The organism is Mycobacterium sp. 852002-53434_SCH5985345, from assembly GCF_001667155.1.
Classification (GTDB): Bacteria; Actinomycetota; Actinomycetes; order Mycobacteriales; family Mycobacteriaceae; genus Mycobacterium.
The window spans coordinates 30,350-49,731 of record NZ_LZIE01000014.1 but is presented as its reverse complement, the minus strand read 5'-3'; the positions used below and the strand labels follow the sequence as shown (position 1 = coordinate 49,731).

The 19,382-nt window shown below is 67.7% G+C and carries 18 protein-coding genes and 1 tRNA gene; 15 read left to right on the top strand and 4 right to left on the bottom strand.

The annotated features are described in order from the left end of the window. Window position 1 precedes the first annotated feature (1 nt). The 8 genes from A5756_RS02180 (at window position 2) to xerD (ending at window position 9,159) form a co-directional block, all read left to right on the top strand. Window positions 2-805 carry a TlyA family RNA methyltransferase gene (locus A5756_RS02180; RefSeq protein ID WP_066946199.1) on the top strand — a complete coding sequence of 268 codons (804 nt, stop codon included), beginning with the start codon at window positions 2-4 and terminating at the stop codon, window positions 803-805. Next, the gene (locus tag A5756_RS02175) at window positions 802-1,725 is read left to right on the top strand and encodes an NAD kinase (protein WP_066946196.1); all 924 of its coding nucleotides are present in this window, start codon (window positions 802-804) and stop codon (window positions 1,723-1,725) included. The genes A5756_RS02180 and A5756_RS02175 overlap by 4 nt, the downstream gene beginning before the upstream one ends. After that, window positions 1,726-3,537 carry a DNA repair protein RecN gene (gene recN, locus A5756_RS02170; RefSeq protein ID WP_066946193.1) on the top strand — a complete coding sequence of 604 codons (1,812 nt, stop codon included), beginning with the start codon at window positions 1,726-1,728 and terminating at the stop codon, window positions 3,535-3,537. A gap of 59 nt (window positions 3,538-3,596) precedes the next feature. After that, window positions 3,597-4,778, top strand: coding sequence for a putative cytokinetic ring protein SteA (steA, locus tag A5756_RS02165; protein ID WP_066946190.1), 1,182 nt, complete (start codon window positions 3,597-3,599; stop codon window positions 4,776-4,778). Window positions 4,779-4,787: 9 nt separating this feature from the next. Then, window positions 4,788-5,732 (top strand): copper transporter, encoded by a 945-nt coding sequence (locus tag A5756_RS02160; protein ID WP_066946186.1) that lies wholly within the window; start codon window positions 4,788-4,790, stop codon window positions 5,730-5,732. Between the two features lie 121 nt (window positions 5,733-5,853). After that, complete coding sequence (locus A5756_RS02155; RefSeq protein ID WP_066946183.1) at window positions 5,854-7,605, top strand: CTP synthase; 1,752 nt, start codon at window positions 5,854-5,856, stop codon at window positions 7,603-7,605. Beyond that, window positions 7,598-8,221: an NUDIX hydrolase gene (locus A5756_RS02150; protein ID WP_066946180.1), complete on the top strand. Its 624-nt coding sequence runs from the start codon at window positions 7,598-7,600 to the stop codon at window positions 8,219-8,221. The genes A5756_RS02155 and A5756_RS02150 overlap by 8 nt, the downstream gene beginning before the upstream one ends. After that, entirely contained in the window at window positions 8,218-9,159 is a 942-nt protein-coding gene (gene xerD / locus A5756_RS02145; RefSeq protein ID WP_066946177.1) for a site-specific tyrosine recombinase XerD, read from the top strand. Before A5756_RS02150 ends, xerD begins: the two co-directional genes overlap by 4 nt. 48 nt (window positions 9,160-9,207) lie before the next feature. Here the strand turns inward: xerD and A5756_RS02140 are convergent, their stop codons facing one another. Beyond that, window positions 9,208-9,960, bottom strand: coding sequence for an O-methyltransferase (locus A5756_RS02140; protein ID WP_066946174.1), 753 nt, complete (start codon window positions 9,958-9,960; stop codon window positions 9,208-9,210). A gap of 325 nt (window positions 9,961-10,285) precedes the next feature. Here A5756_RS02140 and A5756_RS02135 point away from each other — a divergent pair, with 325 nt between their 5' ends. From A5756_RS02135 to A5756_RS02105, 7 genes are all read left to right on the top strand, one after another. Beyond that, complete coding sequence (locus A5756_RS02135) at window positions 10,286-11,149, top strand: ParA family protein (RefSeq protein ID WP_066946171.1); 864 nt, start codon at window positions 10,286-10,288, stop codon at window positions 11,147-11,149. Next, window positions 11,146-11,961, top strand: a complete 816-nt coding sequence (locus A5756_RS02130; RefSeq protein WP_066946168.1) for a segregation/condensation protein A — start codon at window positions 11,146-11,148, stop codon at window positions 11,959-11,961. The genes A5756_RS02135 and A5756_RS02130 overlap by 4 nt, the downstream gene beginning before the upstream one ends. Beyond that, the gene (gene scpB, locus A5756_RS02125; RefSeq protein ID WP_066946165.1) at window positions 11,962-12,657 is read left to right on the top strand and encodes an SMC-Scp complex subunit ScpB; all 696 of its coding nucleotides are present in this window, start codon (window positions 11,962-11,964) and stop codon (window positions 12,655-12,657) included. Further along, on the top strand, window positions 12,657-13,400 hold the full coding sequence (locus tag A5756_RS02120; protein WP_066946162.1) for a pseudouridine synthase: 744 nt from the start codon (window positions 12,657-12,659) through the stop codon (window positions 13,398-13,400). The genes scpB and A5756_RS02120 overlap by 1 nt, the downstream gene beginning before the upstream one ends. Continuing rightward, on the top strand, window positions 13,397-14,080 hold the full coding sequence (cmk, locus tag A5756_RS02115) for a (d)CMP kinase (protein ID WP_232005306.1): 684 nt from the start codon (window positions 13,397-13,399) through the stop codon (window positions 14,078-14,080). Before A5756_RS02120 ends, cmk begins: the two co-directional genes overlap by 4 nt. Then, window positions 14,077-15,477 carry a ribosome biogenesis GTPase Der gene (gene der, locus A5756_RS02110; RefSeq protein ID WP_066946159.1) on the top strand — a complete coding sequence of 467 codons (1,401 nt, stop codon included), beginning with the start codon at window positions 14,077-14,079 and terminating at the stop codon, window positions 15,475-15,477. Before cmk ends, der begins: the two co-directional genes overlap by 4 nt. A gap of 198 nt (window positions 15,478-15,675) precedes the next feature. Continuing rightward, window positions 15,676-15,749, top strand: a tRNA-Pro gene (locus A5756_RS02105). 230 nt (window positions 15,750-15,979) lie between these two features. Here the strand turns inward: A5756_RS02105 and A5756_RS02100 are convergent. From A5756_RS02100 to A5756_RS02090, 3 genes are all read right to left on the bottom strand, one after another. Next, complete coding sequence (locus tag A5756_RS02100; RefSeq protein WP_066946155.1) at window positions 15,980-16,789, bottom strand: SDR family oxidoreductase; 810 nt, start codon at window positions 16,787-16,789, stop codon at window positions 15,980-15,982. A 99-nt stretch (window positions 16,790-16,888) separates the two neighbouring features. Further along, window positions 16,889-17,563, bottom strand: a complete 675-nt coding sequence (locus A5756_RS02095; RefSeq protein WP_066946152.1) for a TetR/AcrR family transcriptional regulator — start codon at window positions 17,561-17,563, stop codon at window positions 16,889-16,891. After that, window positions 17,556-18,809, bottom strand: coding sequence for a cytochrome P450 (locus tag A5756_RS02090; protein ID WP_066946149.1), 1,254 nt, complete (start codon window positions 18,807-18,809; stop codon window positions 17,556-17,558). The genes A5756_RS02095 and A5756_RS02090 overlap by 8 nt, the downstream gene beginning before the upstream one ends. Window positions 18,810-19,382 lie beyond the last annotated feature (573 nt).

Genomic DNA, 19,382 nt, shown 5'->3' with positions numbered 1-19,382 from the left:
CATGTCTCGCCGCGCCCGCGTCGACGCCGAGCTGGTTCGGCGCGGACTCGCGCGATCGCGCCAGCAGGCCGCCGAGTTGATCGGCGCCGGACGGGTCAGCATCGACGGCCTGCCGGCCCGCAAGCCGGGCACGGCCGTCGCCGTCACCGCGGCCCTGACCGTCGCAGACGATGGCGAACGGGGCTGGGTGTCCCGCGGTGCGCACAAGCTGATCGGCGCCCTGGACGCCTTCGGAATTGCGGTGGCGGGCCGCCGCTGCCTGGACGCGGGCGCGTCGACGGGTGGGTTCACCGAGGTCCTATTGGATCGTGGGGCCGCCGAGGTGGTCGCGGTGGACGTCGGATACGGGCAGCTGGCGTGGTCGCTGCGCTGCGACCCGCGGGTCGTCGTCGTCGAGCGAACGAACGCCCGTGACCTGTCCCTCGAGGCGATCGGCGGGCCCGTCGACCTGATCGTGGCCGACCTGTCGTTCATTTCGCTGGCCACCGTGTTGCCCGCGCTGGCTGGATGTGCTTCCCCCACTGCGGATATCGTTCCCATGGTGAAGCCGCAGTTTGAGGTGGGCCGTGGCCTGGTGGGCGCCGGCGGAGTGGTGCACGACCCCGCCCTGCGTGCCGATGCCGTGCTGGCGGTGGCACGGCGGGCCGCGCAACTGGGCTGGCACCCCGTCGGGGTCACCGCGAGCCCGCTGCCCGGCCCGTCGGGCAATGTCGAATACTTCCTGTGGCTGCGCGGCCAGACGGGATTGGCGGATGACGCGTTCGTGGCAGCGGTGCAGCGAGCAGTGAGTGAGGGGCCGCAATGAACGAGCATCGCACCGTGCTACTGGTGGTCCACACCGGCCGCGAAGAAGCCACCGACACGGCGGCTCGTGTGCAGAAAGTGTTGGGCGACAACGATATCGGTCTTCGCGTTCTGTCCGCCGAGGCGGTCGACCGCGGGTCGCTGCAGGTGGCTCCCGACGACATCCGCGCGATGGGCGTCGAAATTCAGGTGGTCGACGCGGACCCGCAGGCCGCCGAAGGCTGCGAACTGGTGCTGGTGCTCGGTGGGGACGGCACGTTCCTGCGGGCGGCCGAACTGGCCCGCAACGCCGGGATCCCCGTGCTGGGCGTCAACCTGGGCCGCATCGGCTTTCTGGCCGAGGCCGAGGCGGAGGCCATCGACCAGGTGCTGGATCACGTTGTCGCCAAGGACTACCGGGTCGAGAACCGCCTGACGCTGGACGTGATCGTGCGCGCTGGCGGCCGCGAGATCGAGCACGGATGGGCGCTCAACGAAGTCAGCCTGGAGAAGGGCCCGCGACTGGGCGTATTGGGGGTGGTCGTCGAGATCGACGGACGGCCGGTGTCGGCGTTCGGGTGCGACGGGGTGCTGGTGTCGACGCCCACCGGGTCAACCGCCTACGCGTTCTCCGCGGGCGGCCCGGTGTTATGGCCGGACCTCGAGGCAATCCTGGTGGTGCCCAACAACGCTCACGCGCTGTTCGGCCGGCCGATGGTCACCAGCCCCGACGCCACGATCGCGATCGAGATCGAGGCGGACGGTCACGACGCCCTGGTGTTCTGCGACGGCCGCCGCGAAATGCTGATCCCGGCCGGCAGCCGGATTGAGGTAAGGCGTTGCGACACACCGGTGAAATGGGCGCGACTGGACAGCGCGCCGTTCACCGACCGGTTGGTGCGCAAGTTCCGCTTGCCGGTCACCGGGTGGCGTGGAAAGTAGATGCTGACTGAAATCCGGATCGAGTCGCTGGGCGCCATCAGCGCGGCGGTCGGGGAGTTCGACCGGGGCCTGACGGTGCTGACCGGCGAGACCGGCACCGGCAAGACCATGGTGGTGACCGGTTTGCACCTGCTCGGGGGCGCCCGCGCCGACGCGACCCGAGTGCGGTCGGGAGCCGACCGCGCGGTCGTCGAAGGCCGTTTCATCACAACGGATCTCGAGGACGCCGCGGTCGCGCAGCTGGACGAGATGCTGGACGCGTCCGGAGCGGAGCGCGACGAGGACGGCAGCGTGATCGCGCTGCGCTCGGTCAGCCGCGACGGGCCTTCGCGGGCCTATCTCGGCGGTCGCAGCGTGCCCGCCAAGTCGCTGGGCGACTTCACCGCCGAGCTGCTCACCCTGCACGGGCAGAACGATCAGCTGCGGCTGATGCGGCCCGAGGAGCAGCGCGGCGCGCTGGACCGGTTCGCGAAGGCCGGCCCCGTGCTCGAGCGTTACCGCAAACTGCGCGACGCCTGGCTGACCGCGCGGCACGACCTCGTCGACCGCCGGAACCGCATGCGCGAACTCACCCTCGAGTCGGATCGACTCGCTTTCGCGCTCAACGAGATTGACACCGTCGACCCGCAGCCGGGCGAGGACGATGCGCTGGTTGCCGACATCGTGCGGCTCTCCGAACTGGACACGCTGCGCGAGGCCGCGATCACCGCGCACGCGGCGCTCTTCGGGGCGCCCGACGACGCGGAAGCCTCCGGCCACAGCGCCGCCGACAGCCTGGGGCGGGCCCGCACCGCCCTGGAATCGACCGATGACGCGAAGCTGCGTGCGCTGGCCGGGCAGGTCGGCGAGGCGCTCACGGTGGTCGCCGACGCGGCCGGCGAACTCACCGGCTTCCTGGACGAGCTGCCGGTCGACGCCAGCGCGCTGGAAGCCAAGCTGGCCCGGCAGGCCGAACTGCGCACGCTGACGCGCAAGTACGCCGCGGACGTCGACGGGGTGCTCCGCTGGGCCGAGGAGTCACGCCAACGACTGGCCCAGCTCGACGTCTCGGAGGAAGGTCTGACGGCGCTGGCCGCCCGCGTCGACGAGCTCGCGCGTGAGTTAGCCCAAGCCGCAGTCGATCTCAGCGGCATCCGGCGCAAAGCGGCCAAGCGGCTCGCCAAGGAGATCACCGCCGAGCTGTCCGGGCTGGCGATGGCCGACGCGCAATTCACCATCGACGTCAGCAATGATGTGGCCGCCGACAAGGACGACCCGGCCGCGCTCGTGCTGCCGTCGGGTGAGCTGGCCCGGGCCGGCGCCGACGGCGTCGATCAGGTCGAGTTCGGTTTCGCGGCGCACCGCGGGATGGACCAGCTGCCGCTGGCCAAGAGCGCCTCCGGCGGCGAGCTGTCCCGGGTGATGCTGGCGCTGGAAGTGGTGCTGGCCGCTTCGGCCGCGGGCACCACCATGGTGTTCGACGAGGTCGACGCCGGCGTCGGCGGCCGGGCCGCGGTGCAGATCGGGCGGCGGTTGGCGCGGCTGGCGCGCACCCATCAGGTCATCGTGGTGACGCATCTGCCGCAGGTCGCGGCGTACGCCGACGTGCACCTGGTCGTGCACAGCGCCGGGCCCAAGGGGACCAGCGTGGTGCGGCGGGTCGCCGGCGACGAGCGGGTCGGCGAACTGGCGCGGATGATGGCCGGGCTGGGCGAGTCAGACAGCGGCCGTGCCCACGCCCGCGAACTTCTCGATGCGGCACAGAAGGATGAGATCGAACCGTCGGGAACACTTAATACAGATGTGACTAATGGGACTCTAGATAACTTCTGAGGCTGGTGTTACGGCGCGCCTCCACGCGTCCTCCTTGCATCACCGACAGAATCGCCCCCATGAAGATGTCAGGCCTGCTAACCCGTAACACCGCCCGGCCGGGCCTTGTCGGCACCGCTCGGGTGGACCGGAACATCGACCGATTGCTGCGCAGGGTCTGCCCCGGCGACATCGTGGTGCTCGACGTCCTCGATTTGGACCGCATCACGGCGGACGCCCTGGTGGAGGCCGATATCGCCGCGGTCGTCAACGCTTCGCCGTCGGTTTCGGGCCGCTATCCCAACATGGGACCTGAGGTGCTGGTCAACAACGGGGTCACCCTGATCGACGAGACCGGGCCGGACATCTTCAAGAAGGTGAAGGACGGCGCCAAGATCCGGCTGCACGAAGGCGGGGTCTACTCCGGCGACCGCAGGCTGGTCCGCGGCACCGAGCGCACCGACCACGACATCGCCGACCTGATGCGGGAGGCCAAGAGCGGCCTGTCCGCCCACCTGGAGGCGTTCGCGGGCAACACAATCGAGTTCATCAAGAGCGAAAGCCCGCTGTTGATCGACGGCATCGGCATTCCCGACATCGACGTCGACCTGCGCCGCCGGCACGTGGTGATCGTCGCCGACGAGCCCAGCGCCGAGGAGGACCTGAAGTCCCTCAAGCCGTTCATCAAGGAGTACCAGCCGGTGCTCTTCGGGGTGGGCAGCGGCGCGGATGTGTTGCGCAAGGCGGGTTATCGCCCCCAGGTCATCGTCGGCGACCCCGACCAGATCAGTACCGACGCCCTCAAGTGCGGCGCCCAGGTCGTCCTGCCCGCCGACGCCGACGGCCACGCGCCCGGCCTGGAGCGCATCCAGGACCTCGGTGTCGGGGCGATGACCTTCCCGGCCGCGGGTTCGGCGATCGACCTGGCCCTGCTGCTGGCCGATCACCACGGCGCCGCGCTGCTCGTGACCGCCGGCCACACCGCCAACATCGAGACGTTCTTCGACCGGACCCGTGCGCACAGCAACCCCTCGACGTTCCTGACCAGGCTTCGGGTGGGGGAGAAGGTGGTGGACGCCAAGGCCGTGGCCACGCTGTACCGCAACCACATCTCGGCGGGCGCCATCGCACTGCTGGCGCTGACGATGCTGATCGCGGTCATCGTCGCGCTGTGGGTGTCCCGCACCGACGGCGTGGTGGTGCACTGGGTCACCGCCTACTGGAACCACTTCTCCCTCTGGGTTCAGCACTTGGTGAGCTAGGGGGAGAAGATGATCTCGCTACGTCAACACGCTTTATCGCTGGCCGCCGTGTTTCTGGCGTTGGCCGTGGGAGTCGTGCTCGGTTCCGGCTTCCTGTCCGACACCCTGCTGTCCAGCCTGCGTGACGAGAAGCGGGACCTGCACACCCAGATCAACGGGCTCAACGACCAGAAGAACGTGCTGAACGAAAAGCTCAGCGCGGCAAACAATTTCGACACCCAGCTGGTCGGCCGGATCGTGCACGACGCGCTCGGCGGCAAGTCGGTCGTGGTGTTCCGCACCCCGGACGCCAAAGACGACGACGTGGCCGCGGTGTCGAAGTTCATCGGCCAGGCCGGCGGCGCGGTGACCGGAACCGTGTCGTTGACGAGCGAGTTCGTCGAGGCCAATTCCGCGGAGAAGCTGCAGACCGTGGTGAACTCGTCGATCCTGCCCGCCGGTCAGCAGCTGAGCACCAAGCTCGTCGACCAGGGCTCGCAGGCCGGCGACCTGATGGGCATCGCGCTACTGATCAATGCCAACCCGGCGGTCCCGCCGGTCGACGAGCCCCAGCGCGACACCGTGCTGGCGGCGCTGCGCGACACGGGTTTCATCACCTATCAGCCGAGCGATCACCTGGGCGCCGCGAATGCCGCGCTGATCGTCACCGGCGGCGCGCTTCCCCAGGACGCCGGTAATCAGGGCGTCAGCGTCGCCCGGTTCGCCGCCGCGCTGGCGCCGCACGGCTCGGGCACGCTGCTGGCCGGGCGGGACGGCTCGGCGACCGGCGGCGCGGCCGTTGCCGTGACGCGCGCCGATGCGGGGATGAACTCGGCGGTCAGCACCGTCGACGACGTCGACGCAGCCCCCGGCCGCATCACCGCGGTGCTGGGCCTGCACGACCTGATGAACGGCGGCCACGCCGGTCAGTACGGCACCGGTCACGGCGCGACATCGATCACGGTGCCTCAGTAGCGGGCGTGTTCGCCGCGACACTTCGGTCGTGGATGTTAGGGTGGGTTTCCGTGGGTCGGCAGGCCCAACTAGTTATTCGCTAGAAAATTCGACGCCCTGCCCGTCTTCACGGAGGCCGCCTGTGCGAAAGCACCCGCAAACCGCCACAAAGCACCTCTTCGTCAGCGGGGGCGTCGCGTCCTCTCTGGGTAAAGGTCTTACCGCTAGCAGCCTCGGTCAGCTACTGACGGCCCGCGGGTTGTACGTGACGATGCAAAAGCTCGATCCGTACCTCAACGTGGACCCGGGCACCATGAACCCGTTTCAGCATGGCGAGGTGTTCGTCACCGAGGACGGCGCCGAGACCGACCTCGATGTCGGCCACTACGAGCGGTTTCTGGATCGCGACCTGTCCGGCTCGGCGAATGTCACGACGGGCCAAGTGTATTCGACGGTCATCGCCAAGGAGCGCCGCGGCGAATACCTCGGTGACACCGTGCAGGTGATCCCGCACATCACCGACGAGATCAAGAGCCGGATCATGGCGATGGCCCAGCCGGACGCCCAGGGCAACCGCCCGGACGTGGTCATCACCGAAATCGGCGGCACCGTCGGCGATATCGAATCGCAGCCGTTCCTGGAGGCGGCGCGCCAGGTCCGCCACGACCTGGGCCGGGAGAACGTGTTCTTCCTGCACGTCTCGCTGGTGCCGTACCTGGCTCCGTCGGGCGAACTCAAGACCAAGCCGACCCAGCACTCGGTGGCTGCGCTGCGCAGCATCGGTATCACCCCGGACGCGCTGATCCTGCGCTGCGACCGGGACGTGCCCGAAGCGCTGAAGAACAAGATCGCGCTGATGTGTGACGTCGACATCGACGGCGTCATCTCCACCCCGGACGCACCGTCGATCTATGACATCCCGAAGCGGCTGCATCGCGAGGAGCTCGACGCGTACGTGGTGCGCCGGCTCAACCTGCCGTTCCGCGACGTCGACTGGACCGAGTGGGACGACCTGCTGCGCAGGGTGCACGAGCCGCACGAGACCGTGCGAATCGCCTTGGTGGGCAAGTACGTTGAACTCTCCGACGCCTACCTGTCGGTCACCGAGGCGCTGCGCGCCGGCGGGTTCAAGCACCACGCCAAGGTGGAGATGCAATGGGTGGCCTCCGACAACTGCGATACCCCGGCGGGCGCCGCGGCGGCGCTGGGCGACGTGCACGGCGTGCTGATCCCGGGCGGCTTCGGCATCCGCGGGATCGAGGGCAAAATCGGCGCCATCCGCTACGCACGGTCGCGTGGACTCCCGGTGCTGGGCCTGTGCCTCGGCCTGCAATGCATCGTGATCGAGGCCGCGCGCACGGCGGGGCTAGACCAGGCCAACTCTGCCGAATTCGACCCCGAGACACCGGATCCCGTCATCTCCACGATGGCCGACCAGGTCGACGCCGTGGCCGGCCAGGCGGATCTGGGTGGCACGATGCGGCTGGGCGCCTATCCCGCCGTCCTGCAGCCGGATTCGATCGTCGCCCAGGCGTACGGCACCACGCAGGTGTCGGAGCGGCACCGGCACCGCTACGAGGTCAACAACTCCTACCGCGACAAGATCGCCGAGAGCGGCCTGCGGTTCTCGGGAACCTCGCCCGACGGGCATCTGGTGGAGTTCGTCGAATACCCGCCCGAGGTGCATCCGTTCATCGTCGGGACCCAGGCCCACCCGGAGCTCAAGAGCCGGCCCACCCGGCCGCACCCGTTGTTCGCCGCGTTCGTCGGGGCGGCCCTCGACTACCAGTCAGGCGAGCTGCTGCCGGTGGAGTTCCCCGAGCACGGCTCGAACGGCAACCAGCAGCGGGACGGCGTCAGCCAGTCGTTACCTGAGCCCGCGACCCGTGGCTGAACACGATTTCGAGACGGCGTCGTCGAAAACGCTGTACACGGGAAAGATTTTCGCGCTACGCAGTGACCAGGTCCGGATGCCGGGCGGTACCACCGCGATTCGTGAAGTCGTCGAGCACTACGGGGCCGTCGCCATCGTGGCGTTGAACGAGGACGACGACATCGCGATGGTCTACCAATACCGCCACGCGTTCGGCCGGCGATTGTGGGAGCTTCCGGCCGGGTTGCTGGATGTGGTGGGGGAGCCGCCGCAGCAGACGGCGGTCCGTGAACTCCAGGAGGAGGTCGGGCTGCGGGCCGGCACGTGGCAGGTGCTGGTCGACCTGAATTCCGCACCGGGCTTCAGCGACGAATCGGTGCGCGTGTATCTGGCCACCGAGCTGACCGAAGTGGCGCGGCCGGAAGCGCATCACGAGGAAGCCGACATGACGATGCGCTGGGTGCCCGTCGGCGAGGCGGTCCGCCAGGTGTTCAGCGGTGAGATCGTGAATTCCATTGCGATTGCCGGGATTTTGGCCGCCCACGTGGTAACCGAGGGTGTCGCCGAACCACGGCCGGTGGACAGCCCGTGGACCGACAAGCCCACGGCGTTCGTCGCGCGGAAGGCCACGCAATGACAACGGTGGCCCTGGACACCCAAGTCCAGGGTTACCTCGACCACCTCACGATCGAACGGGGCGTCGCGGCGAACACCCTCAGCTCCTACCGTCGCGACCTGCGCCGCTACACCAAGCATCTGTCGGATCGCGGAATTCACGACATCGCCAAGGTGGGCGAGGACGACGTGAGCGACTTCCTGGTGGCGTTGCGTCGCGGCGACCCCGACTCGGGCAGCCCGGCGCTGTCCGCGGTGTCGGCGGCGCGGGCCCTGATCGCGGTGCGCGGCCTACACCGGTTCGCCGCGGCGGAAGGCCTGGCCGAGCTGGACGTCGCGCGCGCGGTCCGCCCGCCCACCCCGGGCCGTCGGCTCCCCAAGAGCCTGACCATCGACCAGGTGCTGGCGCTGCTGGACGGTGCGGGCGGCGACAGCGCTTCCGACGGCCCGCTCACGCTGCGCAACCGGACGCTGCTGGAACTCCTGTATTCGACCGGCGCGCGCATCTCCGAGGCCGTCGGCCTCGACGTCGACGACATCGACACCCGGGCCAGGTCGGTGCTGCTGCGCGGCAAGGGCGGCAAGCAGCGGCTGGTGCCGATCGGGCGGCCCGCCGTGCACGCGCTGGACGCCTATCTGGTGCGCGGCCGGCCGGACCTGGCCCGTCGCGGCCGCGGCATACCGGCCATCTTCCTCAATGTGCGCGGCGGGCGGCTGTCGCGGCAAAGCGCCTGGCAGGTCCTGCAGGACGCCGCCGAGCGCGCCGGGATCAAGTCGGGCGTGTCCCCGCACATGCTGCGGCACTCGTTCGCGACCCACCTGCTCGAGGGCGGCGCCGACGTGCGCGTCGTGCAGGAGTTGCTGGGACACGCCTCGGTGACGACGACGCAGATCTACACGATGGTCACCGTGCACGCGCTGCGCGAGGTGTGGGCGGAAGCGCATCCGCGAGCGCGGTAATCGGGATGCCCGCCGATCGCATTCGTGTGCCCGTGAAGCCGGGCCGACCTAACCCAGGTACTCGGACTCCAGCACCAGGTCGGACACCAGCGACTGGTATTCCAGGTGCGCCTTGTGCTCGACGGTGTTCCATTGCTTGCCCTGCTGCTGGCGCATGTACTCGCGGTACTTCGGCGCGCCCGGCACCCGGACATTGTCGGCGACCACGATCGCACCCGGGCGCAGCCACCCCCGCGCCATGATGCTGTGCAGGTCGTCCAGGTAGGCGTCCTTGTCGTGGTCGAGGAAGGCGAAGTCGAGGGCGCTCGACGCGAACCCGTGCTCGCTGGCCAGCGCGTCCAGGGTGCGCCCGCCGTCACCGATGGTGCCGACGACACACGTCACCCGGTCGGCGACGCCGGCGTGGGCCCAGATGCGCCGGGCGTTGGCGGCGTTGGCCTCGGCGAGTTCGACGGAGTACACCGTCGCGTTCGGGGCGGCGCGGGCGATGCGCAGCGCGCCGTATCCGACGTAGGTGCCCAATTCCAGCGCCACCGCCGGGTCGGCGCGGCGCACCGCGGCGTCGAGGAGTTGGCCCTTCTCGTCGCCGACGTTGATCAGCATCGACTTCTCGTAGGCGAACTTGTCGATGGTGGCCAGCACGTCGTCGATGTCGCCGGCCTTGGCGTTGCGCAGGACGTAGTCCACCGCGGCGGCCTCGCGTCCGTCGCCGATCTGGCCCGTCGTGGTGATGTTGCGCGCGCCCGTCGCCATCCGCCAGACCGACCATCGCAGCAGAGGGATTCGTCGCTTGAGGTCCATGAAGCCACAGTAGTGCGGAAGGCCGCCGGGTAACGGGCGCCCAGATTGCCGTCAAGGTCGTCGCGGCACCGGAATCACAACCCGCACGATGATCTCGGCGCCACTCCCACCGCCGCGCGATATCGCCCGCGATATCAAGTTGGAAATCCGCCCACCACCGCCCCAGTGGTGCTGGTGTGACTGCTGTTAACGATTACCGTCGCCAGGCGCACTACCAGCGCAAATCCGGTGAGATTCGCTGGTGAAACGCCCTGCGGGTCGCCCGGCTGCGGCGCTCGAACCCGTTAGACTTTCGATCGATGTTCACCTCCCGAACACCCCCGCCATGACTGAGCAGCCGGACAGCGGCGTCGAGCTCGGTCTGACCGGGCGGCCGCCGCGGGCGATCCCGGAACCGCAGCCGCGCACCACGCACGGCCCGGCCAAAGTCGTCGCGATGTGCAACCAGAAGGGTGGCGTCGGGAAGACCACGTCGACGATCAATCTGGGCGCCGCGCTCGCCGAATACGGCCGGCGGGTGCTGCTGGTGGACATGGACCCGCAGGGTGCGCTGTCCGCCGGGCTCGGCGTGCCGCACTACGAGCTGGAGAAGACCATCCACAACGTCCTGGTCGAGCCGCGCGTGTCGCTCGACGACGTGCTGATGCAAACCCGGATCAGGTATTTGGACCTGGTGCCCAGCAACATCGACCTGTCCGCCGCCGAGATCCAGCTGGTCAACGAGGTGGGCCGCGAGCAGACGCTGGGCCGGGCGCTGCATCCGGTGCTGGACCGCTACGACTACGTCCTGATCGACTGCCAGCCGTCGCTGGGGTTGCTGACGGTGAACGGTCTGGCCTGCTCGGACGGCGTGGTGATCCCCACCGAATGCGAGTTCTTCTCACTGCGCGGCCTGGCGCTGCTGACGGACACCGTCGACAAGGTGCGCGACCGGCTCAACCCCAAGCTGGAAATCAGCGGGATCCTGCTGACCCGGTATGACCCGCGCACCGTCAACTCGCGTGAGGTGATGGCCCGGGTGGTGGAGCGGTTCGGCGACCTGGTGTTCGACACCGTCATCACCCGGACGGTCCGATTTCCGGAGACCAGCGTGGCTGGCGAGCCGATCACGACCTGGGCCCCGCGCTCGACGGGTGCCGTCGCCTACCGCGCCCTGGCCCGCGAGTTCATCGACCGATTCGGCGCGTGACGGCCAGCGCGAACGGTGAGGCGCCACCCAAGAACGGTTTTCAAGTCCGCCTGACCAACTTCGAGGGGCCGTTCGATCTGCTGCTGCAGCTGATCTTCGCCCACCGGCTCGACGTCACCGAGGTGGCGCTGCATCAGGTCACCGACGACTTCATCGCCTACACCCGCGCGATCGGCTCCCAGCTCGACCTGGAGGAGACGACCGCGTTCCTGGTGGTCGCCGCGACCCTGCTCGACCTCAAGGCCGCCCGGCTGCTGCCGGCCGGCCAGATCGACGACGAAGAGGACCTGGCGCTGCTGGAGGTGCGCGACCTGCTGTTCGCCCGGCTGCTGCAGTACCGCGCGTTCAAGCACGTCGCGGAGATGTTCGCCGAGCTGGAGGCCACGGCGCTGCGCAGCTACCCGCGCGCGGTGGCGCTGGAGGACCGGTTCACCGAGCTGCTGCCCGAGGTGATGCTGGGCGTCGACGCCGAACGGTTCGCCCAGATCGCCGCGATCGCGTTCAGCCCGCGCCCCGTTCCCACTGTGGCCGTCGGGCACCTGCACGAGGTGGCGGTCTCGGTGCCCGAGCAGGCCAAGAAGTTGCTGGCGATCCTGGAGTCTCGCGGCAGCGGCCACTGGGCGACGTTTTCCGAGCTGGTCGCCGACTGCGAGGCGCCGATGGAGGTCGTCGGGCGCTTCCTGGCGCTGCTCGAGTTGTATCGGAGCCGGACGGTAGCATTCGACCAGTCGGAGCCCCTTGGCGTGCTCCAGATTTCTTGGACCGGGGAACGTCCGGCCAGCGAAGCCTTGGTAGAAGTGCGGGACGAATAGATGACTGAGTACGAGCCCGACGTCGATCTCGACGCGGGTATCCCGGAGATCGCCGAGGCGGCGCCGATGGACGCCGAGGAACTCGGCTCCGTGCTGGAGGCGCTGCTCCTGGTGGTCGACACTCCGGTCAGCGCCGAGGCACTGGGTTCGGCCACGCAGCAACCCGTCTACCGGGTCGCCGCGCGGCTGCAACAGATGGCCGACGAACTCACCGAACGCGGCAGCGGCATCGATTTGCGCCAAACCGGCGAGGGCTGGCGGATGTACACCCGCTCCCGGTTCGCGCCATACGTGGAGAAGCTGCTGCTGGACGGCGCGCGGTCCAAGCTCACCCGGGCCGCGCTGGAAACCCTGGCCGTGGTGGCCTACCGCCAGCCGGTGACCCGGGCGCGCGTCAGCGCGGTCCGCGGAGTCAACGTGGACGCCGTCATGCGCACGCTGTTGGCGCGCGGCCTGATCACCGAGGCCGGGGTCGACGACGACACCGGCGCGGTGACGTTCGCGACCACCGACCTGTTCCTGGAGCGGTTGGGGTTGACGTCGCTCGCCGACCTTCCCGACATCGCCCCGCTGCTGCCCGACGTCGACACGATCGAAGACCTGAGCGAATCCCTGGACAGTGAGCCGCGTTTCATCAAGCTGTCGGGCGGTCAGGCGCCCGAGCAGGCGCTGACGTTCGACGTGGACCACGATTGATGGTCGAGACTGAGGGGATCCGCCTGCAAAAGGTGTTGTCCCAAGCCGGAATTGCGTCGCGCCGGGCCGCCGAGAAGTTGATCATCGACGGCCGTGTCGAGGTCGACGGGCAGGTGGTGACCGAATTGGGCACCCGGGTGGACCCCGACACCTCGGTGATCCGCGTTGACGGCGCGAGGGTGGTTCTCGACGAGTCGCTGGTGTACCTGGCGCTGAACAAGCCGCGGGGCATGCATTCCACCATGTCCGACGACCGCGGCCGGCCGTGCATCGGCGACCTGGTGGAGCGCAAGGTGCGCGGCAACAAGAACCTCTTTCACGTCGGGCGGTTGGACGCCGACACCGAGGGGCTGATCCTGCTGACCAACGACGGCGAGCTGGCGCACCGGCTGATGCATCCCTCCCACGAGGTGCCCAAGACGTACCTGGCCACGGTGACCGGGTCGGTGCCGCGGGGGCTGGGCAAAAGGCTGAAGGCGGGAATCGAACTGGACGACGGCCCCGTGCGCGTCGACGAATTCGCGGTGGTGGACGCCATTCCGGGCAAGACGCTGGTGCGCGTGGTGTTGCACGAGGGGCGGAATCGGATCGTGCGCCGGCTGCTGGCCGCGGTCGGCTTCCCGGTCGAAGCGCTGGTGCGCACCGACATCGGACCGGTGTCGCTGGGCAAGCAGCGGCCGGGCAGCTTCCGGGCGCTGAACCAGGGCGAGGTCGGCCAACTGTACAAGGCGGTCGGCCTGTGAATCCTGTGGTGGTGGCCATCGATGGGCCCGCCGGAACCGGAAAATCCTCGGTGTCAAGGGGATTGGCGCGCGCGCTGGCCGCCCGCTACCTGGACACCGGGGCGATGTACCGGATGGTGACCCTGGCGGTACTGCGCGCCGGCATCGACCCGGCGGATGCCGAAGCCGTCGGCCGCATCGGGTCGACGGCACAGCTGTCGGTGGACTACCACCCCGAGGGTGACCGATACTTCCTTGCGGGAGAGGATGTTTCGGTTGAGATCCGCGGCGACGAGGTTACCCGGGCGGTGTCGGCGGTGTCGTCCGTCCCCGCCGTGCGCGCCCGCCTCGTCGGGCTGCAGCGCGAAATGGCCGCGGGCTCGGGCAGCGTCGTCGTCGAGGGGCGAGACATCGGAACCGTCGTCCTGCCAGACGCCCCCGTGAAGATCTTTCTGACCGCGTCGGCCGAAACCCGCGCGCGGCGCCGCAACGATCAGAACGTCGCGGCCGGGCTGACCGGCGACTACGACGCGGTGCTGGCCGACGTCCGGCGGCGCGACCATCTGGATTCCACCCGGGCGGTGTCGCCGCTGCGCGCCGCGCCCGACGCGGTGGTGGTCGACACCAGCGAGATGACGGAAGCGCAGGTCATCGACCACCTGCTGGAGTTGGTCGAGCAGCGAAGCGGAGCGGTGCGGTGACTTCTGACGGTACCTGGGCCGACGAAAGCGATTGGGAATCAGTCGAATTCGGGCTCGAAGAGCTGGCCGAAGCCGGGCCCGCGCCCGTCGTGGCGGTGGTCGGACGGCCCAACGTCGGCAAGTCGACGTTGGTCAACCGGATCCTGGGCCGGCGCGAGGCGGTGGTGCAGGACATTCCCGGGGTGACCCGCGACCGGGTGTCCTACGACGCGCTCTGGACCGGCCGCCGTTTCGTCGTGCAGGACACCGGAGGGTGGGAGCCTGACGCCAAGGGCCTGCAGCAGTTGGTGGCCGAGCAGGCATCGGTGGCCATGCGCACCGCCGATGCGGTCATCCTGGTGGTCGACGCCACGGTCGGCGCGACCGCCGCCGACGAGGCCGCGGCCCGCATCCTGTTGCGCTCGGGCAAGCCAGTGTTCCTGGCCGCCAACAAGGTTGACAGTGAGAAGGGTGAAGCCGACGCGGCGGCGTTGTGGTCGCTGGGGCTCGGCGAGCCGCATGCCGTCAGCGCGATCCACGGTCGCGGCGTCGCCGACCTGCTCGACCAGGTGCTGGCGGCGCTGCCGGAGGTGTCCGAGGCGACGCCCGCACCGGGCGGGCCTCGACGCGTCGCGCTGGTCGGCAAGCCCAATGTGGGGAAGAGCTCGCTGCTGAACAAGCTGGCCGGGGACGAGCGTTCGGTGGTGCACGACGTCGCCGGGACGACCGTGGACCCGGTGGACTCGCTGATCGAATTGGGCGGCAAGGTATGGCGATTCGTCGACACCGCGGGTCTGCGACGCAAGGTCGGCCAGGCCAGCGGGCACGAGTTCTACGCCTCGGTGCGCACCCACTCGGCGATCGACTCCGCCGAGGTGGTGGTCGTGCTCATCGATGCCTCGCAGCCCCTCACCGAGCAGGATCAGCGCGTGCTGTCCATGGTCATCGAGGCCGGCCGGGCACTGGTGCTGGCCTTCAACAAGTGGGATCTGGTGGACGAGGACCGGCGCGAATTGCTGGAGCGCGAGATCGACCGCGAGCTGGTGCAGCTGCGCTGGGCGCAGCGCGTCAACATCTCCGCCAGGACGGGCCGCGCGGTGCAGAAGCTGGTGCCCGCGATGGAGACGGCGTTGGCGTCGTGGGATATGCGCATTCCGACGGGTCCGTTGAATGCGTGGCTCAAGGAGGTGGTGGCGGCGACGCCGCCTCCCGTGCGCGGAGGCAAGCAGCCGCGGATCCTGTTCGCGACACAGGCCACCGCCCGCCCGCCGACGTTCGTGCTGTTCGCGACGGGGTTCTTGGAGGCGGGTTACCGGCGCTTCCTGGAGCGGCGGCTGCGCGAGGCCTTCGGGTTCGAGGGTTCGCCGATCCGGATCAACGTGCGGGTGCGCGAAAAGCGGGGGACCAAGCGGCGCTGAGCGCGTCTCTCCCGGACCAATCGGCGATTCTCGTACTCGATAGCATCGGCGATATCACATTCGCGAATCACCTCGTGGTCGCCGACCCGGATCGTGCGCGCGGCAGTGGTTCTAGGGCCGCGAGCCCGGACCTCATTGCTGGGGTAGCGGGTTCTCTACGGTAGGCTTTCGACCTGCTGCCAGTGATCGAGGCGGCACCGGGCTGTGGCGCAGTTTGGTAGCGCACTTGACTGGGGGTCAAGTGGTCGCAGGTTCAAATCCTGTCAGCCCGACACAGGTCAGAGGCGGTTTCCGAGGTTCGGGAGCCGCCTTTTTTTATGCCGTACCGCCTTTGCATACCGCCTTCAAAGTCCGAGCGCATCGCCGAGTCCCTTCACCGCGGCCCGCGCGGCGTCATCGCTGGTGTGCCCGTACAGATCGCCTGTGATGTTGATCGACGCGTGGCCCAGCAGGTCGGCCGCGGACTTTTAGAACCCGGTGTGCCTAGCCATAAGACAGCAGATCAGGCGGCGGTGGACTGCATCCGACGTTTTTGCTTAAGCATGGCTTTTGCGACGAGCATCGACAACGCGGGCGAGAACCGCTCCAGGTACCAGAATGCCTTCCACCACGTCGGCAACACAATGATCGCGTCTCCCCGCAACACGGCACGAAGGGCGCGCTCGGCGAACCGTTCGGGTTTTGACGTCTCTAGAAAGCGTTCCATTGGTCCTGGTGCCATCCCCCGATATCTCTCCGTTAGCACCATCGGAGTCGAGACCATGCCAGGACAAAGCACCGATACCTGCACGCCGTGGCGCTCGGCCTCGATGCGCAACGACTTGGAGATCCCGACAACGGCGTGCTTAGTGGCGGCGTAGCTGACCGGCACTGCGCCGGCGGCGAGACCGGCGATCGAGGCTGTGTTCACGATGTGGCCGGAGTGCTGCCCGATCATGATCGGATAGACCGCCTGGATGCCGTGCACCACACCGCGCAGGTTCACATCGAACACGTCGTTCCAGTCATCGAGCGTGTACGAGTCGACCTCACGATCGACCAAAATGCCTGCGTTGTTAAACAGGTAGTCGATCCGCCCGGACTGCCCTACCGCCTCGGCGACGGCACGCTCAAACGATGGATAGCTGCGCACATCCAGCTCAATCGCGTGCGCCTTTGTGCCACCCCTGTTGAGGCGTTGCGCCAGATCCTGCGCGGGGTTGATCTGACGATCGGCGATCCAGACCTCGGCGCCCCCATCGACCAACTTGGTCGCCAACGCGGCGCCAATGCCGGACGCCCCGCCGGTAACGAACGCAACCTTTCCCGACACGCTCGATGCCCTTGACGAAGGATAATCGCTCGCCCTTGCAGGGTAATTGCAAGCCTGTCCCTCAGATAGTGGCACCGTCGGCGGCCTCTCGTCCGAAGTTCACGATTCAGCGCACCTGTCCGGCTCGATGTGCTCGTCCGATGATGCGTGCCGTTCGTGGACCGGCAACGACGTCATCCGTGGATAGAGGATCGCTGGACCGAGCCATCGCGCAACAAAGCGGCGTAGTGCGCTCCCGTCGCGTTGCCGCTGCCCGGGATCGGTCAGGAGGGAATGCACTGTGCGCAAGGTCATTTCGGCAAGCTCATTGAGCGCGGTGGCGTCGAAGCCGTGAAGCTTCCAATCGACATCGAGGCGATCGAAGGCCGACAAGCAGAAAATGATCGCTGTGTCGGAGGTGAGCGAAGTGGCAGCTTCGCCCCCAGGTGGCCGGGTAAGTAGCTTCTCCAACTGTGGATCGCCCGTGAGGTTTTCAACTGCGAACGAGATTATTTCGACGATCGCAGTGACCGGGTCGTTGAGGCCGCTGACGTGGTGTACAACTTGGTCGATGAAACCGTTGACCGCACGCATTGCGCTGGCAATGAGGAGCGCGTCGGCGTTGGGAAAGTACCGGTATACCGTCTGACGAGTGACTCCGAGCCTTCGGGCGACGTCGGCCAGCCGTATCGCCGACCCGTGTTCAGCGATCACGTCGTCCACCGCATCCAGAATGCGGGCGATTGCCTCCTCGTCCGAGGCGGGTGTGACACCCGCCCAGCCGCGACTACGCATCCGCTGCCACAAGCCTTTCGCTATCGAACTCGATCTCAAGTGTCGTGGGGCCGGTCATTCCGAGCAGGGATTTCCACGGCGCAGGAGCGATGCGGTGGGGTGCGGTGAGACGTCGGGTGAGGATTGTGAGTGCTTCCGCCAATTCCCGGCGGGCGAGGTTCGCCCCTAGGCAGTAGTGCGCGCCCCCACCGAAAGTCAGAATCGCGGGCACGTCCTTGCGCGCGATGTCGAACCGATCTGCATTCTGATAAATCGCTGGATCACGGTTGGCCGCAAAGGTGTTCACGACTACCGAGGTCCCCGCCGGGAACCTGTACCCACCAAATTCGGCATCCTCGGTAGCGGCTCGCACCGCGACACACACCGCCGGCGAGTGCCGCATGCTCTCCTCCACCGCCTGCATCGCAAGCTCTGGCTGGTCGCCCAGCTTCGCCCATTGATCCGGATGCTCGCACAGCACCTGCACCGAGGCGGCCAGTTGGTGTCGGGTGGTGTCCGTCCCCGCCATCAAGAAACCAGCCACCAACATGCGCAGTTCATCGAGATCGAGCCGGTCGCCCTCGCTTTCGGCGCGGATAAGCTCAGACAGCAAATCATCAGTCAGATGGCGCCGGCGTGCGGCGACCATGTCATCGACGTAGGCGTCCAGTTCGCTCCACGACCGCATGATCGCGGCTTCATCGAAGTTGGCGTCGGGCTGAATGCTGAAAGCCCTGAAGATTTCATCGGTCCACTGTGCGAAAAGATGCCAGTCTTCCCGAGGCGCACCGATCAGCGCACACATGATCGGGGTGGGATAGGGCCGAGCGATGTCGGTCACGACGTCGCAACGACCGACCTCTACCACTTGATCGATCAGTGCGTTCACCACCTCATGAATCGTGTCTTGTAAAGGTGACGTCGCGCGAGGAGTGAACGCTCTCGACACCAGTTTGCGTAAGCGAGTGTGTGGGGGACCATCAAGACCTAGAAGGCTGCTCATCAGCTTGTTGTACAGCGGGCCTGAGGTGACGCCCTGTGCTGCCAGCGTCAAGCCGGGCGGCAGCCTGAATCTGCTGTCGCGCAGCATATCCCGTGCCAGACCGTAGGAGAGTATTTCCGGTCCGAGAGGGCCAATGGCGATGGGCGCACACGATTGCGCAATTCGCACGTCTTCGAGGATGTCCTGCGGAGTGGCGGTGAAGTCGTAGCTGAACGTGGGCAGGCCAGCTTCGAAGACGTTGGGAGCGGCGCTACTTACGTTCATCGCGATATCTCACATTCCATTGATGCCCCGACGGGCCGAGGCACGGACAACTGCGTCCATAGTGTATGACCATAACTCTGAGCACGTCAACGCGTGACAGTATCCTCGCAGTTAAGCATACGTGCTGCCTGCCATGGTCATACGGATTGTCACCTGACGTCCGCGTCGCTGCAAGGGCAGTTGTTCATCGAGACCCTCGGTGCGCTCCGTCTCGCGACAGACTGCCCGACGCCCACTTTCGCATCAGTTTTAAAGCGGTCGCGGCGACGTCGAGCGCAGCCGCGATCCCGGCCGGGTCGGCGCAACGAGGGCCGCGGCCGGAGCGCGCCGTGGCGGCACGACGGCGCAGCGATTCAGTTGCCTCCGCCTCGGTGCGGGCATCGAAAGACCAGCGACCAATCGAGCGTCGTCCGACGCGAGTCGCGAACGAACCTCGGCGTGCAGGGCGCCCGTACCGCCATTTGTACCGCCATTCGGTCACTTTGACCGTGAATTTCCGTGCTTGTTCGTAGCTGTGCTTGGAAACGTTAATCCGTTGTGGCACAACGCTTAAGTAATACACCTACGGATACT

What these genes read in the sequence shown, in the direction of transcription:
- A5756_RS02180 (WP_066946199.1), top strand. Translation starts at nt 2, where the DNA reads ATGTCTCGCCGCGCCCGCGTCGACGCCGAGCTGGTTCGGCGCGGACTC.
- A5756_RS02140 (WP_066946174.1), bottom strand. Translation starts at nt 9,960, where the DNA reads ATGGACCTCAAGCGACGAATCCCTCTGCTGCGATGGTCGGTCTGGCGG.
- xerD (WP_066946177.1), top strand. Translation starts at nt 8,218, where the DNA reads ATGACAACGGTGGCCCTGGACACCCAAGTCCAGGGTTACCTCGACCAC.
- A5756_RS02135 (WP_066946171.1), top strand. Translation starts at nt 10,286, where the DNA reads ATGACTGAGCAGCCGGACAGCGGCGTCGAGCTCGGTCTGACCGGGCGG.
- steA (WP_066946190.1), top strand. Translation starts at nt 3,597, where the DNA reads ATGAAGATGTCAGGCCTGCTAACCCGTAACACCGCCCGGCCGGGCCTT.
- A5756_RS02095 (WP_066946152.1), bottom strand. Translation starts at nt 17,563, where the DNA reads ATGCGTAGTCGCGGCTGGGCGGGTGTCACACCCGCCTCGGACGAGGAG.
- A5756_RS02090 (WP_066946149.1), bottom strand. Translation starts at nt 18,809, where the DNA reads ATGAACGTAAGTAGCGCCGCTCCCAACGTCTTCGAAGCTGGCCTGCCC.
- A5756_RS02160 (WP_066946186.1), top strand. Translation starts at nt 4,788, where the DNA reads ATGATCTCGCTACGTCAACACGCTTTATCGCTGGCCGCCGTGTTTCTG.
- recN (WP_066946193.1), top strand. Translation starts at nt 1,726, where the DNA reads ATGCTGACTGAAATCCGGATCGAGTCGCTGGGCGCCATCAGCGCGGCG.
- A5756_RS02120 (WP_066946162.1), top strand. Translation starts at nt 12,657, where the DNA reads ATGGTCGAGACTGAGGGGATCCGCCTGCAAAAGGTGTTGTCCCAAGCC.
- scpB (WP_066946165.1), top strand. Translation starts at nt 11,962, where the DNA reads ATGACTGAGTACGAGCCCGACGTCGATCTCGACGCGGGTATCCCGGAG.
- A5756_RS02175 (WP_066946196.1), top strand. Translation starts at nt 802, where the DNA reads ATGAACGAGCATCGCACCGTGCTACTGGTGGTCCACACCGGCCGCGAA.